General features: G+C 69.9%; 13 protein-coding genes. 7 read left to right on the plus strand and 6 right to left on the minus strand.

Going from position 1 to position 16,092, the window contains the following annotated elements; genetic code table 11:
* Nucleotides 1-4: 4 nt before the first annotated feature.
* Complete coding sequence (locus GT347_RS17945; protein WP_229722363.1) at nt 5-493, minus strand: MarR family winged helix-turn-helix transcriptional regulator; 489 nt, start codon at nt 491-493, stop codon at nt 5-7.
* A 164-nt stretch (nt 494-657) separates the two neighbouring features.
* On the opposite strand from GT347_RS17945, the gene GT347_RS17950 reads away from it, so the two are divergent.
* The 5 genes from GT347_RS17950 to GT347_RS17970 are packed head-to-tail and all read left to right on the plus strand — an operon-like array spanning nt 658 to nt 4,921.
* On the plus strand, nt 658-1,626 hold the full coding sequence (locus tag GT347_RS17950; RefSeq protein WP_160553504.1) for an amidohydrolase family protein: 969 nt from the start codon (nt 658-660) through the stop codon (nt 1,624-1,626).
* Between the two features lie 30 nt (nt 1,627-1,656).
* Nucleotides 1,657-2,409 (plus strand): maleate cis-trans isomerase family protein, encoded by a 753-nt coding sequence (locus GT347_RS17955; protein ID WP_160553505.1) that lies wholly within the window; start codon nt 1,657-1,659, stop codon nt 2,407-2,409.
* Nucleotides 2,409-3,224 (plus strand): alpha/beta fold hydrolase, encoded by an 816-nt coding sequence (locus GT347_RS17960; RefSeq protein WP_160553506.1) that lies wholly within the window; start codon nt 2,409-2,411, stop codon nt 3,222-3,224. Before GT347_RS17955 ends, GT347_RS17960 begins: the two co-directional genes overlap by 1 nt.
* A gap of 33 nt (nt 3,225-3,257) precedes the next feature.
* Nucleotides 3,258-4,298 carry a M29 family metallopeptidase gene (locus GT347_RS17965; RefSeq protein WP_160553507.1) on the plus strand — a complete coding sequence of 347 codons (1,041 nt, stop codon included), beginning with the start codon at nt 3,258-3,260 and terminating at the stop codon, nt 4,296-4,298.
* 8 nt (nt 4,299-4,306) lie between these two features.
* Entirely contained in the window at nt 4,307-4,921 is a 615-nt protein-coding gene (locus GT347_RS17970; RefSeq protein ID WP_160553508.1) for an isochorismatase family protein, read from the plus strand.
* Between the two features lie 13 nt (nt 4,922-4,934).
* Here the strand turns inward: GT347_RS17970 and GT347_RS17975 are convergent, their stop codons facing one another.
* Genes GT347_RS17975 through GT347_RS17990 form a run of 4 tightly spaced genes read right to left on the minus strand, consistent with a single transcriptional unit; the run spans nt 4,935 to nt 11,410 of the window.
* Nucleotides 4,935-6,101, minus strand: a complete 1,167-nt coding sequence (locus tag GT347_RS17975) for a pentatricopeptide repeat-containing protein (protein ID WP_160553509.1) — start codon at nt 6,099-6,101, stop codon at nt 4,935-4,937.
* A gap of 46 nt (nt 6,102-6,147) precedes the next feature.
* Nucleotides 6,148-8,475: a hypothetical protein gene (locus GT347_RS17980; RefSeq protein ID WP_160553510.1), complete on the minus strand. Its 2,328-nt coding sequence runs from the start codon at nt 8,473-8,475 to the stop codon at nt 6,148-6,150.
* On the minus strand, nt 8,468-9,961 hold the full coding sequence (locus tag GT347_RS17985) for a pentatricopeptide repeat-containing protein (RefSeq protein ID WP_160553511.1): 1,494 nt from the start codon (nt 9,959-9,961) through the stop codon (nt 8,468-8,470). Before GT347_RS17985 ends, GT347_RS17980 begins: the two co-directional genes overlap by 8 nt.
* 6 nt (nt 9,962-9,967) lie before the next feature.
* The gene (locus GT347_RS17990; protein ID WP_160553512.1) at nt 9,968-11,410 is read right to left on the minus strand and encodes a hypothetical protein; all 1,443 of its coding nucleotides are present in this window, start codon (nt 11,408-11,410) and stop codon (nt 9,968-9,970) included.
* Between the two features lie 179 nt (nt 11,411-11,589).
* Here GT347_RS17990 and GT347_RS17995 point away from each other — a divergent pair, with 179 nt between their 5' ends.
* Nucleotides 11,590-14,637, plus strand: a complete 3,048-nt coding sequence (locus tag GT347_RS17995) for an EAL domain-containing protein (protein WP_160553513.1) — start codon at nt 11,590-11,592, stop codon at nt 14,635-14,637.
* Between the two features lie 10 nt (nt 14,638-14,647).
* Here GT347_RS17995 and GT347_RS18000 read toward each other — a convergent pair whose 3' ends face one another.
* Nucleotides 14,648-15,547: a LysR family transcriptional regulator gene (locus GT347_RS18000; protein WP_160553514.1), complete on the minus strand. Its 900-nt coding sequence runs from the start codon at nt 15,545-15,547 to the stop codon at nt 14,648-14,650.
* Between the two features lie 106 nt (nt 15,548-15,653).
* Here GT347_RS18000 and GT347_RS18005 point away from each other — a divergent pair, with 106 nt between their 5' ends.
* On the plus strand, nt 15,654-16,088 hold the full coding sequence (locus GT347_RS18005) for a VOC family protein (protein WP_160553515.1): 435 nt from the start codon (nt 15,654-15,656) through the stop codon (nt 16,086-16,088).
* Nucleotides 16,089-16,092: the final 4 nt, after the last annotated feature.

Genomic DNA, 16,092 nt, shown 5'->3' on the forward strand with positions numbered 1-16,092 from the left:
CCGCTCAGATCCCGCGCAGGATGGTGCGGCTGTACTGGTTGTTGGCCTCGACCAGGCGCTGCATCAGGTCCATCAGCATCGACTTCTCGGCCTCGCGCAGCGGCTCCAGCAGCCGCTCCTGGGCACGGGTCATGTTGGCGTGCAGGGCGGCGACCAGGCGCTGGCCTTCGTCGGTCAGGCTGACATGGCGGGTGCGCCGGTCCTGCGGATTGGGCTTGCGCTCCAGCAGGCCGCGGTCTTCCAGGCGCTTGACCACGTCGGCGGTGGTGGTGCGGTCCAGGCCCACCTCCTGGCCCAGCGCCGTCTGGTCCAGGCCCGGCAGCGCGGCCACCGCCGTCATCAGGCCGTACTGCACCGGCGTCACCGATTCGGTCTTGAACTCCTCCAGGAACATGGCGACGTGGATCTGGTGCAGGCGCCGGATCAGAAAGCCCGGACGCTGGAACAGGAGGGCCTTGGCCGGATCGGCCGGGCCGCTGGTGCTGGGTTTCACAGGACTCCCGAAAAATCGTTAGTAGGCTGAGAATTTTGCCACTGCATCGTGCCGCAGGTCCGCCCAATCGGCAGAGAGAACAAGGTCATTCGCAGTTTTCTTGAGCTGGATCAAATCTGCGTACCAAAGGCATATCCGAACCGTTTCCCTTTCCAGGAAAAACCATGAACAGAATCCGCAAGATCGCCTTCGAGGAACACTTCATGGCGCCCGGCTTCGAGCGCTATTCGCCCTTCCTGAAGTTCATCGCGCCCAGCGCCGCGGCCGAGCTGCTGGCGCGGCTGTCCGACATCGACGCGATGCGGCTGGCCGAGATGGATGCGGCGGGCATCGCCATGACCATCCTGTCGCAGACCGGCCTGGGCATCCAGGGCGAGCCCGACACGGCCGCCGCCATCCGCGCCGCCGCCGAGAACAACGACTACCTGGCCACGCGCATCGCCCGCCATCCCGGCCGCTTCGGCGGCTTCGCCTGTCTGGCGATGCAGGACCCCCAGGCCGCCGCCGACGAGCTTGAGCGCGCGGTGACCCAGCTCGGCTTCAAGGGCGCGCTGGTCAACGGCCACACGCTGGGCCGCTACTACGACGACCCGGCCTACGACGTGGTCTGGGAGCGGCTGCAGGCGCTGGACTATCCGCTCTACCTGCATCCGATCGACTTCCCGCAGGTGCCCAGGACACTCGAAGGCTTCCCCGTGCTGCACGGCGCCACCTGGGGATGGGGCGTGGAGACCGGCTCGCATGCGCTGCGCCTCTTGTTCTCCGGCGTGTTCGACCGCTTCCCCAAGCTGAAGATCGTGCTGGGCCACATGGGCGAGGGCCTGCCCTTCCAGCGCTGGCGCTACGACAGCCGCTTCGCCGCCTATCCCTTCGGCATCACCCTGCAGCGAAAGCCTTCGGAGTACATCGGCAGCAACATCGTCATCACCACCTCGGGTGTCTGCTCCGAGGCGGCCTTGAAGGGCGCCATCGCCGAGATGGGTGCGGAGGCCGTGATGTTCTCGGTGGACTACCCCTACGAAGACACGGCCATCGCCGCCGACTTCATCGAGCAGTCCGACCTCGACGAGGCCACCCGCGCCCTGGTCTGCCATGGCAATGCCGAGCGGCTGCTCAAGCTCGATCCCCAATAAAGAAATCGCCCATCCAAGGAGCCAGATCCCATGACCCGTCCCTACCGCATCGGCCAGATCGTGCCGAGTTCCAACACCACCATGGAGACCGAGATCCCCGCCATGCTGCGCCTGCGCGAGGCGATCCGGCCGGAGCGTTTCACCTTCCACTCCAGCCGCATGCGCATGAAGACGGTGCAGAAGGACGAGCTGGCCGCCATGGACGGCGAATCCGACCGCTGCTCGCTGGAACTCTCCGATGCGCGGGTGGACGTGCTGGGCTACGCCTGCCTGGTCGCCATCATGGCCATGGGCCGTGGCTACCACCGCCAGTCGCAGGCGCGGCTGACGGCGCATACCGAGAAGAACGAGGGCAAGGCGCCGGTCATCACCAGCGCCGGCGCTCTGGTCGATGCGCTGAGGATCATGGGCGCGAAGAAGGTCGCGCTGGTGGCGCCCTACATGCTGCCGCTGACCGAGCTGGTGGTGGACTACATCCGCCACGAGGGCTTCGAGGTGAGCGACTGGACCGCCCTGCAGATCCCCGACAACCTGGAGGTGGGCCGGCACGATCCGTCCCGCCTGCCGGCCATCGTGGCCAAGTTGAAGACCGACGACGTGGACGTGATCGTGCTCTCGGCCTGCGTGCAGATGCCCTCGCTGCCGGTGATCGCCCAGGTGGAGGCCATGACCGGCAAGCCGGTGGTGACGGCGGCCGTCGCCACCACCTACGCCATGCTCAAGGCGCTGGAGCTGGAGCCCATCGTGCCGGGCGCCGGCGCGCTGCTGTCGGGCGCCTACTGATGGGCTCGCGGCTTCTGTACGGCGCCCATGTGCGCGCCAACGGCATCCGCCAGCATTACCTGCGCTACGGCGGCCAGGGCCGGCCGCTGCTCATCGTGCCGGGCATCACCAGCCCGGCGATCACCTGGGGCTTCGTTGCCGAACGGCTGGCCGAGCGCTTCGACACCTATGTGCTGGACGTGCGCGGCCGGGGCCTGTCCGAAGCCTCGCCGACGCTGGACTACGGGCTGGACGCCATGGCCGCCGACGTGGCCGCCTTCGCCGAGGCGCTGGACCTGCGCGGCTATGCCCTGGTCGGCCATTCGATGGGCGCGCGCATCGGCATCCGCGTGTCACGCCACCATGGCGAGCGGCTCGGCTGCCTGGCGATGGTCGATCCGCCGGTGTCCGGCCCCGGCCGCCGGCGTTATCCCTCCAACCTGGCCTGGTACCTCGATTCGATGCGCCAGGCCCGGCGTGGCATCACGGTCGAACAGATGCGGGTGTTCTGCCCCAGCTGGACCGAGGAGCAGCTGCGCCTGCGCGCCGAATGGCTGCACACCTGCGACGAACGCGCCATCGTCACCACCTTCGACGGCTTCCACCAGGACGACATCCAGTCCGACCTGCCTTTCGTCAAGGTGCCCTCCCTGCTGATGGTGGCCGGCCGCGGCGGCGTGGTCGCGCCCGAGGACCAGGCCGAGTTCACCCGCCTGCTGCCCGGTTTGTTGACCGTGCAGGTGCCCGACGCCGGCCACATGATCCCCTGGGACGACGAGGCGGGCTTTCACGCCGGCCTGCACAGCTTCCTGGGCACGAATCTGGCTGCGGCCTGAGAATCGTCCTTCGCTCTTTCCATAGGAGAACCCATGCCCGTCAGTGACCACCAGTTGATCGGCGCCTGGAAGCAGGTGCTGGCCTTGTCCCGGCTGGAGCGCGGCCAGACCGTGACCATCCTCACCGGTGCCGCCACCCATCCGCAGACCCTGGCCTGCGCGCTCATCGCCACGCAGGACATGGGCGCCATCGTCAACCGGCTGGACCTGCCGCCGGTCAACGGCGAGAAGGCCCACAGCCGCGACAGCCTGGCCTACCTGGGCACCACGCCGCTGACCGGCAATCCGGCGGCCATCGCCATGCTCAAGGCCAGCGACCTGGTGCTGGACCTGATGACCCTGCTGTTCTCGCCGGAGCAGCACGACATCCTGTCGAGTGGCACCAAGATCCTGCTGGCGGTGGAGCCGCCCGAGGTGCTGGCCCGGCTGGTGCCGACCGAGGCCGACCGTGCGCGCGTCAAGGCCGCGGCCGCCCGCATCGGCAAGGCGAAGGAGATGCGGGTGGTGTCGGCCGCCGGCACCGACATCCGCTTCGCCCTGGGCGAGTTCCCGGTCATCAGCGAATACGGCTTCGTGGACGAACCCGGCCGCTGGGACCACTGGCCCAGCGGCTTCGCGCTCACCTTCCCCGACGAGGGCGGCAGCCAGGGCACCATCGTCATCGACAAGGGCGACATCCTGCTGCCGCAGAAACGCTACTGCAGCGAACGCATCGTGCTGACGGTGGAAAACGGCTACGCCACGAAGATCGAGGGCGGCATCGATGCCGCGCTGCTCGCCGACTACATGGCGGGCTTCGACGACCCCGAGTCCTTCGCCATCTCCCACATCGGCTGGGGCCTGCAGCCGCGCTCGCGCTGGTCCACCCTGGGCCTGTACGACCGGGAGGCCACCATCGGCATGGATGCACGGGCCTTCGAGGGCAACTTCCTGTTCTCGCTCGGCCCCAACAACGAGGCCGGCGGCAGCCGCACCACCACCTGCCATATCGACATTCCCCTGCGCAAATGCACGGTCAGCCTGGACGGGCAGGACGTGGTGCGCCAGGGCCAGGTCCTCGAATCCCAAGGCTGACACACCCGATGCACGCAGAGATCCAGACCTATGCCCGCCAGGGCTTCGGCGCCGAGTTGCCGCTCAAGGCCCCTTTCGGGCTGCTCATCGTCGATTTCGTCAACGGCTTCGCCGATCCGGCGATCTTCGGCGGCGGCAACATCGCCCCGGCCATCGCCAGCACCGTGCCGCTGCTGCAGGCGGCACGCGAACGCGGCTGGGCCGTCGCGCACAGCCGCATCGTCTATGCCGACGACGGGGCGGACCACAACATCTTCTCGCTCAAGGTGCCGGCCATGCTCACGCTCAAGGAGCAGGAGCACCGCAGCGCCATCGTGCCCGAGCTGGCGCCGGCCGCGGGCGAGCTGGTGGTGAGGAAGACCGTGCCATCGGCCTTCTTCGGCACGCCGCTCACCCAATGGCTGGCGCAGCGCGGGGTGCAGACCCTGGTGATCGCCGGCGCGGTCACCAGCGGCTGCGTGCGCGCCAGCGTGGTGGATGCCATGTCCTGGGGCTTCCGGCCGGTGGTGCTGTCCGACTGCGTGGGCGACCGCGCGCTGGCGCCGCACGATGCCAGCATGTTCGACATGGGCCAGAAGTACGCGGCGGTGATGACCCGCGACGAGCTGCTGCGCGCCGCCTGAGCCTGCGGCCGGCTCAGGCGTCCCGGGGCGCCGGCTGTTCCCAGGCCTGCGCCAGCGGGTTCAGCTCCGAGCGCGCCACGCTGCCTATGCCCAGATAGCCCTTGCCCTCGTGGCCCGGCGGATTGCGCCGGTACACCGGGTGCCAGCCGCGCTCCTGCATGCACTGCACGATGGCGAGCTTGACCGCGCCGGTGCCCAGTTCGCTCAGCAGGAATTCCGTGTGTTCGCCGATGCGGCGGGCGCCGAGCGCATCGGTGTCCGAAGCGAGCGCGAGAAAGAGGCCGCGGGCGATCGCCGGATGCACCGCGCGTTGGCCGTCCACCCCGGCGTCGACCAGCAGCGCATGCCGGTGCAGGTCCAGCTGCCCGCGCTCGCTGTCCAGGCCCAGCGAGGGGCGGAACACGCCGGCCTCGATGCCCTGGCGCAGCAGCTCGGGGTAGCGCTCCTGGCGTTCGAGCCGGTCCAGCGCGGAGAACACGGTGCTGTAGGTGCCGATGTCGGGCAGCGCCGGCTCGGGCAGCAAGGGTCCGTGCTGCAGCAGCCGGTCGAACAGGATCAGGGCCTCGGCCGGCCGGCCGCTGCGCTCGCAGGCGGACAGGGCGGTGTTGTAGTGCTGGGTGTTGGGGAACACCGGCGTGGGGAAGAAGGCGCCGCATGTCTGCAGGTGGTCGAACAGCGCGAGCAGCTTCCAGGGCTTGCGGGCGCGGTCGCAGCTGGCCATCGCCAGGTAGTAGCAGATGGCGTCGGGCGACACGCTGTGCCAGCGGCCGGCAAGCGTATCGAAGCGGCGGCAGCGCGCCAGGCCTTCCAGGCAGGCGATGGCCTTGTCCGTGTCGGCGCCGTATTGCCGGATGCAGGCGGAGGTGACCTTGAGCACCTGCTCGGCATCGACCTTGCCGCGGTTGAAGCGCTCGATGATGCCGGCATTGGGTTCCTGCCCCTGCAGATAGCGGCACTCCAGCAGGTGGAGAAAGCCGCAGGCCGGCACGACGGGCCAGGACGGCAGCACGCACGCATGCTGGGTCAGCACCGGCAGTTGCATCAGTTCGAAGGGCAGCGGCCACGGCAGCAAGCCGTCAGGCTCCTGAGCTGCCTCCTGGCCGCCGGGGGCGGGCTGCTGCGCGGCGGGCCAGGGTGCCGGGGCGGGGGAAGAATTGCCGTGCGCGTGGATCTGGTCCATGTGGGCGGGTCCTGGGCAAATGGTGTGCTTGGCGGGTGAGGCCTGTTCAGCCGGCGGCGCCGCCGCGGTCCGGGGAAGGGCACTGTTCGGCTGGCGCCACCCGGCTCTCGTCGTTCGGCTGGCCGGATGTGTTGACGGAGTAGGCCGCGGTCCAGCCCTGGCGCTGGATCCAGCCCTTCACGGCCTGCTCCAGCCCCTCGGGGCAGAAGGTGCCCAGCACGATTTCGGTGTTCCGGTCGATCGGCCTCGGCAGCCCCAGGGGCTGTGGCATGTAGCGCAGGCAATGCAGGATGGCGAGCGCCAGCGCCGGATCCACGCCGCGGGTGTGCGTGGCGGGCGCATGGTGCGGCGTCAGCACCGCTGTCCGGCGCAGGTCGAGGCGGTTGCCGGTCGCATCGAATCCGAGGCTGGGCTGGAAGACCTGGCCGTCCGGCCTGCCGGGATGGTCCTGCATGCCGCGCCACAGCAGGGGCGCATACCAGTCCGGCCGGCCGAGGCTGGCGCAGGTGCGCAGTCCGATGCAGTAACTCATGTAGGTGGCCAGCAGGGCGCAAGGCAGTCGTGGGCCGGTGCACAGGAGGCAGTCGAGCAGCGCCAGCACCGTCGAGGTCCAGCCGGACTTCTCGCAAGCCGACATGGCGGCGTTGATGCACTTCACGTCCGGCAGCGCGGGGATGGGGAAATGCGGTCCGTGCACCCGCAGGTGCTCGAACAAGGCCATCGCCATCGCCGGCTGGCGGCCCAGCTCGCAGGAGACGATCGCGACGGTGTAGGCGATGGTGTTGGGATAGACGGCCTGCACCTCGCCGCTGTGCTCGTCCTGGCGGCAGCAGGCGCTCAGGGCATGCAGGCAGGCCAGGGCCGTCTTCCAGTCGGAGCCGCATCGCTTGATGCAGCAGACGGTGACACGCAGCACCTGTTGTGCATCGACCTCGCCCCGGTTGAACGAGGCGATGATGCTGGCATTGGGCGCGTCGCCATCGCGCGGGGGCCGGGCCAGGAGATGAGCGAAGCTGCGTGCATGGAGCGGTGCCGCGCCGTCCGCATCCACGTCCTGCTGCCATGGCGGCGGCCATGCCGCGGAGGCGGCGTGCTGCAGGAGGGGACCGCCCATGCAGGCCGGGTCAGGCGCCGGCCCGCTTGCGGCATACGCTTGAACAGGTTCCGCTTCGGCTTCGGCGCCTGCCCGATCCGGCGTGACCTCCGCCATGCCGAGGTCGGCGGCCGGCAGCCGGGCCACCAGGCTGCCGCGGTCGATGCGCCCGTCCGGCAGCAGCGGGTAATCCGGGATCCAGCCCTGTGCGCGGATGAACTCGGCCACGGTGCGCCGCAGCGCATTCGAAGTGTCTTCGCCCAGCACGTAGGTGGTGCCGTGGTCGATGCCGACCTGTTGGCCGACCAGGCCGGGATGGAAGCGCAGGCAGTGCAGGATGGCGTAGGCGAGCGCCGGATGCACGCCGGGTGGTTGGCTGGGGTCCACCAGCACCTGCGGCTGGTGCAGGTCCAGCCGGTTGCGGTCCGCATCGAAACCGAGCCCGGGGCGCAATACCGGCCTGGCGGGCCGGCCGGTGTCCTGCTGCAGGCCCAGACCCAGGCGCAGCAGGCCCACGTACCAGTCCGGCCGTTGCGCGCCGGCACAGGCCGCGGCCGCCACGGCGTAGCTGACGGCGGTGGGGAAGACGGGCGAGGCCTGCAGCGGGCCTATGCAGCTCAACTCATCGAACAGCCTCAGGGCCATGTCGATCCAGCCGCCTTCCTGGCAGGCCGCCATCACGACGTTGAAGGCTCGCGCATCGGGCAGGGCGGGTGCCGGAAAGCCCGGCCCGTGCCGCAGCAGGTGCTGGAACAGCGCCAATGCCCTGGCGGTCTCCCCGGCGTGCTTGCAGACCCGGATCGCGGAGGTGTAGAGGACGACGTTGGGGCAGACGATCTCCCCGACGCCGGCGTGCGGATGGCGCCGGTCGCAGCGCGAGAGCGCATGCATGCAGGCCAGGGCGTCCTGCCAGCGGGTGCCGCACTTCGCCATGCAGGCGCAGGTCTGCTGCACCACCGCCCGGGCGCCGATTTCGCCCCGGTTGAAAAGCTCGACGATGCTGGCGTTCGGCTCGGTGCCGGCGGGCACGGGGCAGGGCAGCAGATGGGCGAAGCTGCGCGCTTCGGGCGGGCAGGCGGCGGGTGCCTGGAAGATGGGCGTGCCTGCCGCGGTCGCGACGATGTCCGGGACGACGGCGGGAACATGTCCATCCGCCGAAAGCGCCGCCACGCCTGCAGGCGGTTCCGTCTCGGGAGCGGTGGTCTGCTGCGCCGACGGCGGCGCGGGCTGGGTGGGCGAGCCCCGCCGCTGCGGCCCGTGATGGATACCGGCGCTATCCACGGCGGTGCTCCGGTGCCGGTGCGGGCGGGGCCGCGCCCGTCCACGGCCTGGCCAGGGGATTCAACTCGGATCTGCCCTGGGTCCGCCGGCGCATCGCCGTCGCGGCGTCGCAGAGCACGCCGGTGTGGGCCTCGATCTTCCACTTCGGATTCCAGCCCTCGGCGCGCATGAAGGCATGGACGGTTTTCGTGAGCAGGTTCGAACGATGGGGGCCGACCCGGAAGACCGTTTGCCGGTCTATGCCCCTGGCATGGCCCAGCTGCTCGGGCTCGTGCCGCAGGCAGTGGATGATGGCCCGTGCCACCGATGTGCGCACCACGGCGGCGGGCGCTCCGTCCGGCAGCAGGGCGACGGCGCATTCGTGCAGGTCGAGTTCGTTGCGCGCGGCATCGAAGCCCAGCGAAGGCCTGAACACCCGCGACGCGGGCAGGCCGGGCAGGCCGCGGATGCCATGGGCGAGTATTTCGGCGTAGAGGTCCGGTTGCCCGGACTGCTCGCAGGCGGCCAGGCCCACCGCGTAACTGACGGCATTGGCGTAGGCCGGCACCGGCAGGCCGGGGCCCTCGCGCAGCAGCTGCCAGAAGAAGTCCAGCGCCTGCGTGTGGCGCTTCTGCCGGGTGCAGGCGGAGATCACCATGTTGTAGGTGTTCGTGCGCGGGAAGGCCGCGGGCCGGTACGACGGCCCATGGGTGCGCAGGTGCTCGAAGAGCCACAACAGGGGCTCGACGCGTTCGGCCTTCTTGCAGACGGCGATCGCGGCGTGGTACGTGGTGGACTGCGGCGATGCTGGCGGGGCCTGCTCCAGCAGCAGTCCGAACAGTGCCAGTGCATGGTCGACCAGGCCGTCGGCCTCCAGCTCCGCGATGGCGATCGAGAAGAGCTCCACATCGGGCTGGATCGACACGGGGTCCGGCAGCAGCGGGCCGCAATCCCGCAGGTGCTGCAGCAGCGCCTGCACCTTGTCGGCGCGACCGGCCTTCTGGCAGATCCCCATGGCGATGCCGTAGCTGAAGTGATCCGGGCACACCACCTCTTCGCGGCCGGTGAGGGGGTTGCGGCGCTGGCAGCGCGAAAGCGCGTGCAGGCAGGCCAGTGCGTCGTCCCAGTGATCGCACTTGCGCATGATCACCGAGGTGAGCTTGAGCACTTCCACCGCCACGTGATCGCCCCGGTTGAAGCGGCGCACGGTGCGGGCGTTGCGCTCCTGGCCGGGGCACGGCGGCTGCTCCAGCAGCGCGGCGAAACTGCGTGGATCGGCCCTGTCCCCGGCGAGCGGTGATGGCGCAGACCACACACGCGAAGCCCAGGGCCGCGGCTTCTGAGCGTCTGCCTGCCGGCACCAGAGCGCGAATGCCGGCTCCGCCGCTTGCGCTTCTTCCGGCTCCGCACCGGACCGGTCTTCGGTTTCCAGCGTCCAGGGCAGAAGCTGTGGCCAGGGCGTGCTGCCCTGCCAGGTACTCGACCCCGTGGCGGATGGCATGGTCATGGCAGCTCAGTCCGGACGCCCGTCACGACGTGGATGCCCATGCGGCTGCCGGCTTTGGCGGATGGCGGGGGTGGCGCCCTCCAAGGACTCGACCTGGACGAACTGCGGGCTCCAGTCCGGCAGGCGCAGGAAATCGACGACGGTTTTCTTCACCGTGGTCGCGCTGCTGCGGCGCAGCAGGAAACGTGTCTGCGGGTCGATGCCCGCGGGCTGGTCCTGGGCATCCCGGGCATGCACCAGGCGGCGGCAGATGGCACGGGCGAGCGCGGGGTGGATGCAGGCGTCGAAGGGAGTCCTGGGCTTGAGCAGCACGGCACGCTCATACAGGTCCAGCTCATTGCGCGCGGCGTCGAAGCCGAGGGCCGGGTGGAGCAGCCGGGTACCGGGTTTGCCAGGCTCGCCCGCGATGCCCAGGTCGATCAATCCCGTCTGGCGGTCCAGGCGTTCGAGCCTCTCGCAGATCTCCAGGCCCAGGCACAGGCTGACGATGTCGGGATAGACCGGCGTGGGCAGGTCGGGGCCGTCCTGCAGCAGCTGGTCGAGGATCGCCAGCGCCTCGGCGTCCCGCCCGGCATTGACGCAGGCCGTCATCGTCATGTTGTAGGTGATGGTCAGCGGCCAGGCCGGCCGCGGATAAAGGGGGCCGCAGGTCCGCAGGTGGTGGTAGAGCTCCAGTGCATCGTCGGTGCGGCCCGCCTTCATGCAGGTGGCGATGGCGCCGTTGTAGGTGACGGCCTGCGGCCAGGCCTGGGGCCGGTAGTCGGGGCCGTGGCGCAGCAGATGGTCGAACAGGGCCAGTGCGTCGTCGGCACGGCCATCGGCCTCGCACTCGGAGATGGCGATCGAATACACCGGCGTTTCCAGGAACAGCGGATCGGGCAGTGAGGGGCCGTTCTGCAGCAGGTGGTCCAGCAGCTCGCTCACCTTGTCGGCGCGGCCGGCCCGCTGGCACTGGGCGATCGCGATCGCATAGGTGAAATGGTTGGGGCAGACCACCTCCTCGCGGCGGGTCTGCCGGTCGCGCCGCCGGCAGCGCTTCAAGGCGTCGACGCAGGCCAGCACCTCGTTCCAGTTCTTGCCGCATTGCCTCATGACGATGGAGGTGACTTTCTGCACCTTGTCGGCATCGGCGCCGCAATGGTTGAAGTTGTGGATGAGCCTGGCATTGGGTTCGAGCCCGGGCGGCAGCGACCACTCGATCAGCTGGGCGAAGCTGCGCGGGTCGGCATCCGGCGCGGCGTTGCGATCGGCAGGGGGCGTGAAGGCCGCAACGGCGCCCACCGAGTCCTGTGGCCCGTGTAAGACAGGACCGCAAGAAAGCGGCCATGCCGCCGCGGTGGGAGGGTCATCGCCGGGATCGGACGGGCTGTCGGGCGCCACGGCGGGCGTCCAGGGAAAGCTGGTCTGCCAGCGGGTGATGGCCGGCCAATCGGTGGGTCTGGTGTCCATGGCGGGCCACTGTGCCCGGCCACGGCCGCCCGGCGCAGCCGCTTGCGCAGCCACGGCGTGGCAGACGAAGCGCCTTGGGCGGGGCGACACATCCGGTCACCTGGCTCTGGTGCTTTTTGCCACCGCGGGCGCAGAATCGCCCGACCCCCTGCCTGCCGGGGACTACCCATCCCGCATCCATGCAAGTTGCCCCCAGAAGAGCCGACGAAGCGGAGAGCCTGCGTGCCTTGCACGGTCTGCTGGCGCTGGACACCACCCCGGAGCCCGATTTCCAGGCGCTGGTGGAGGTGGCCTCCATCGTCTGCGAGGTGCCGATCTCCCTCATCAGCCTGATCGACGACCAGCGCCAGTGGTTCCGCGCCAACCACGGCCTGCCCGGTGTGTGCGAGACACCGCGCGAGATCTCCTTCTGCGCCCACGCCGTGCTGGCCGACGGCATCCTGGAAATACCGGATGCCCTGGCCGACGAGCGCTTCTTCGACAACCCGGCGGTCACCGGCGAGCCCAAGGTGCGTTTCTATGCCGGCGCGCCGGTGACGCTGGACGACGGCCACCGCATCGGCACCATCTGTGTGATCGACCGCCAGCCGCGCCGGCTCGACGACACCCAGCGCCGCGTCCTGCAGCTGCTGGCCGTGTCGGCCGCCCGCGCCCTGCAGGGCCGTGCCGCGATGAAGCACCTGGCGGTGCAGGCCCGGGCGCTGCAGGAAAGCGAACAGGCCCTGCGCCGCGAGGCCGAGGACCTGCAGCGCCTCAACCGCCTGCAAGAAGAAACCGCCCAGGCCTTCGCCGAGGCCCAGCGCCTGGGCCATATCGGCAGCTGGGAATGGGACCTGGTGCGCAACGTCAACACCTGGTCGCTGGAGATGTACCGCATCACCGGCCGCGACCCCGACCAGCCGCCGCCCACGGTGGCGCAGCGCCTGAACTCCTTTCTGCCGGGCCACCGGGAGCGCCTGGCCGCCGCCATCGGGCGCTGCCTGGGCCAGGGCGAGCCTTATGCGCTGGAGCTGGAGTTCCGCCGCGTGTCGGACCAGCAGCTGCGCTGGCTGGACACCCGCGGCACCCCGGTGCGCGATGCGTCCGGTGTCATCGTCGCGATGCGCGGCACCTCGCAGGACGTCACCGATTCCAAGCGCGCCGAGCAGGCCCTGCGCAAGAGCCAGGAGTTCCTCGAACGCACCGGCACCCTGGCCGGCGTCGGCGGCTGGGAGGTGGACCTGGACGCCGCCCTGGTGACCTGGTCGCCGGAGGTGCGCCGCATCCACGGCGTGGCGGCGGATTTCCAGCCCACGCTGGAAAGCGCGCTCGGCTTCTACACCGCCTCCTCGCGCCCGGTGGTGGAGGAAGCGGTGCAGGCGGCGATCGCCACCGGCCGCAGTTTCGACCTGGAGCTGGAGATCCGCCGCACCGACGGCGAGCTGCGCGACGTGCGGGTGGTCGGCTCCGTCGAGGCGGCCGAGGGCCGCTCGGTGCGCCTGGCCGGCGCCTTCCAGGACGTGACCGAACGCAAGCGCCTGGCCAAGCTGCTGGCCGAGCAGCACGAACTGATGCGGGTGACCCTGCACTCCATCGGCGATGCCGTCATCACCACCGACCGGCTGGGCCGGGTGACCTGGCTGAATCCGGTGGCCGAACGCATGACCGGCTGGCTCAGCGAGGACGCCGCCGGCCGGCCCCTGAGCGAGGCCTTCCACATCGTCCACGAAGGCACCCGCGAGACCGCGCCCAATCCGGTCGATGCCTGCCTGGCCGAAGGCCGGGTGGTGGGCCTGGCGCAGGGCACGCTGCTGATCGCGCGCGACGGCACCGAGCACGGCATCGAGGACTCCGCCGCCCCGATCCGCAACGATGCCGGCGAGCTGCTGGGCGCGGTGCTGGTCTTCCACGATGTCTCCGAGCAGCGGCGGCTCTCCAGCGAGATGACCTACCGGGCCACCCACGATTCGCTGACCGGCCTGGTCAACCGGGTGGAGTTCGACAACCGGCTGCACCGCACCCTGGAGCAGTCGCGCGAGACCGGTACCGAGAACGCGCTGCTCTACATCGACCTGGACCAGTTCAAGCTGGTCAACGACGCCTGCGGCCATGCCGCCGGTGACGAGCTGCTGTGCCAGGTGAGCCAGCTGTTCCGCGAGACCCTGCGCAGCCGCGACACCCTGGCCCGACTGGGCGGCGACGAGTTCGCGGTGCTGCTGACCCACTGCACCACGCTGCAGGCGCGGCGCGCGGCGCAGGCCATCTGCGACCGGCTGGATGTCTTCCGCTTCACCCAGGACGACAAGCGCTTCCGGGTCGGCGCCAGCATCGGCCTGGTGCCGCTGGACCGGCGCTGGGCGAATATCGACGCCGCCAAGCAGGCCGCCGACGCCGCCTGTTTCGCGGCCAAGGAGGGCGGCCGCAACCGGGTGCACGAATGGCTGGACAGCGACGACGCCCTGCGCGCCCGGCACGGCCAGATGCAGTGGGCCTCACGCATCGAGCGGGCCATAGACCGCGACGAGTTCGTGCTGTTCGCCCAGCGCATGCAGAAGCTGCACGACGAAGAAGGCGGCCGGCATGCCGAGGTGCTGGTGCGGCTGCGCGACGAGGACGGCACGCTGATCCCGCCCGGCGCCTTCCTGCCGGCGGCCGAGCGTTTCCACCTGGCCACCCGCATCGACCGCTGGGTGCTCTCGCATGCCACCGATTGGCTGAGGCGGCCCGAGGCGCAGGCGGCCATCGGCTGCCTGAGCGTGAACCTGTCGGGCCAGTCGGTCGGCGACCGGGCCTTCCAGAGCTGGGTGCAGGCGGTGCTGGTGGAGGCCGGCCCGGCGATCTGCTCGCGCCTGTGCTTCGAGATCACCGAGACCTCGGCGGTGACCAATATGGCCGAAGCGGCCGTTTTCGTGGAGCGTGCCCGGGCCCTGGGCGTGCGGGTGGCGCTGGACGATTTCGGCGCCGGCGCCTCCTCCTTCGGTTACCTGAAGAACCTGCGGGTGGACTTTCTCAAGATCGACGGCCAGTTCATCCGCGACCTGGTCAGCGATCCGCTGGACGAGGCGGCGGTGCGCTGCTTCATCGATGTCTCCCGCATCCTGGGCATGCAGACGGTGGCGGAGTTCGTGGAGGATGCGGCGGTGATGGCCAAGCTGGTCGAGGGCGGCGTGGACTATGCGCAGGGTTATCTGGTGCACCGGCCGGCGCCGATCGACGAATTGCTGATCGGGCCCTCCGACGCGGCCTGAAGCCGGCGGCTCAGCCCGGCGGGCGGCGGCTGCGCCCGGCGCTGGCCTGGCCGGTTTCACGCAGCGCCTCGCGCAGGCTCTGCACGATGGCCGCATGGCTGTTGCGCACCCGCTCCGCCATGCCGATCTCGCGGTGGAACTCCGCCTCGCCCAGGCCGATCACCCGCACGCCCTCCGGCGCCGGGAAATGCGGCCGGCTCTGCGGCAGCAAAGCCACGCCCAGGCCGTTGGCCACCAGCTTCATCAGGCCGCCGAGTTCGTCCATCTCCACCGCCTCCTGTACCTCCAGCCCCTGCGCCTGCAGGAATTGCGCGACCAGGCGGCCGCCGAAGGAGGAGCGGTCGTAGCGCAGGAAGGGCCGCTCCTGCAGCAGCCGGCGCCAGTCCCGTCCCTTGGCCGCTGCTGGCGCCACCAACACGAAACGTTCGGACCACAGCGGATGCCAGGCCAGTTCGGCCGGCAGGGCAAAGGGTGGGCGGATCATCACCGCCGCATCGAGTTCGCCCGCATCCACCTGGCCCAGCAGCGACAGCGACACGCCGGGCAGCACCCGCATGCGCAGTCGCGGGAACTCGCCGTGCAGCGCGGCCATCGCGTCCGGCAGGCCGGCGGCCTGCACCGAGGCGATGGCGCCTATGCGCAGCAGCACGGCGGCCTCGTCGCTGCCGGGCTTGCGGTGCAGCTGTTCGTACTGGGCCAGCAGCAGTTCGGCGCGCTCCACCGTGGCGTGGCCGGCGGCATTGAGGGTGGCCAGCCGGCCGTGGCGGTCGAAGAGCGCGAAGCCCAGCGACTGCTCCAGCCGCTGCATCTGCGCGCTGACGGCGGACTGGGTCAGGCCGATGCGGTCGGCGGTGCGGGAGAAGGTGCCGTGGCGGGCCACGGCGAGGAAGGTGCGGAGTTCCTTGAGCATGGCCAATCATCGATAAGTTTTGTCAGTCCGACAAAAATATATCGTTTATCAGCATGTAGGGCGGCCCCTAGACTTGCCGCTTTCCCTTCCTCCCCACGAGAAAACCATGTCCGCGACCGCCGCCAAGATGCCGCCCTTCCACCTCGCCTTCCCGGTGCACGACATCGCCGCCGCACGCGCCTTCTACGGCGAGCTGCTGGGCTGCCCCGAAGGCCGCAGCGCCGACACCTGGGTGGACTTCAATTTCTACGGCCACCAGATCGTCGCCCACCTGGCGCCGGACGAATGCGGCCACCGCCAGGCCAGCGCGGTCGACGGCCACGACGTGCCGGTGCGCCACTTCGGCGTGCTGCTGACGATTCCCGAATGGGAAGAGATGGCCGGCAAGCTCAAGGCCGCCGGCACCAAATTCATCATCGAGCCCTACACCCGCTTCAAGGGCGAAGTGGGCGAGCAGTCCACGATGTTCTTCCTGGACCCGTCGGGCAACGCGGTCGAGATCAAGGCCTTCGCCAACTTCGACAACCTCTTCGCCAAGTAAGCGA

The organism is Xylophilus rhododendri (assembly GCF_009906855.1).
Classification (GTDB): Bacteria; Pseudomonadota; Gammaproteobacteria; order Burkholderiales; family Burkholderiaceae_C; genus Xylophilus; species Xylophilus rhododendri.

Coding starts and splice junctions, on each gene's coding strand:
- GT347_RS17970 (WP_160553508.1), top strand. CDS start 4,307: ATGCACGCAGAGATCCAGACCTATGCCCGCCAGGGCTTCGGCGCCGAG.
- GT347_RS17995 (WP_160553513.1), top strand. CDS start 11,590: ATGCAAGTTGCCCCCAGAAGAGCCGACGAAGCGGAGAGCCTGCGTGCC.
- GT347_RS17990 (WP_160553512.1), bottom strand. CDS start 11,410: ATGGACACCAGACCCACCGATTGGCCGGCCATCACCCGCTGGCAGACC.
- GT347_RS17965 (WP_160553507.1), top strand. CDS start 3,258: ATGCCCGTCAGTGACCACCAGTTGATCGGCGCCTGGAAGCAGGTGCTG.
- GT347_RS17950 (WP_160553504.1), top strand. CDS start 658: ATGAACAGAATCCGCAAGATCGCCTTCGAGGAACACTTCATGGCGCCC.
- GT347_RS17985 (WP_160553511.1), bottom strand. CDS start 9,961: ATGACCATGCCATCCGCCACGGGGTCGAGTACCTGGCAGGGCAGCACG.
- GT347_RS18000 (WP_160553514.1), bottom strand. CDS start 15,547: ATGCTCAAGGAACTCCGCACCTTCCTCGCCGTGGCCCGCCACGGCACC.
- GT347_RS17960 (WP_160553506.1), top strand. CDS start 2,409: ATGGGCTCGCGGCTTCTGTACGGCGCCCATGTGCGCGCCAACGGCATC.
- GT347_RS17975 (WP_160553509.1), bottom strand. CDS start 6,101: ATGGACCAGATCCACGCGCACGGCAATTCTTCCCCCGCCCCGGCACCC.
- GT347_RS17955 (WP_160553505.1), top strand. CDS start 1,657: ATGACCCGTCCCTACCGCATCGGCCAGATCGTGCCGAGTTCCAACACC.
- GT347_RS18005 (WP_160553515.1), top strand. CDS start 15,654: ATGTCCGCGACCGCCGCCAAGATGCCGCCCTTCCACCTCGCCTTCCCG.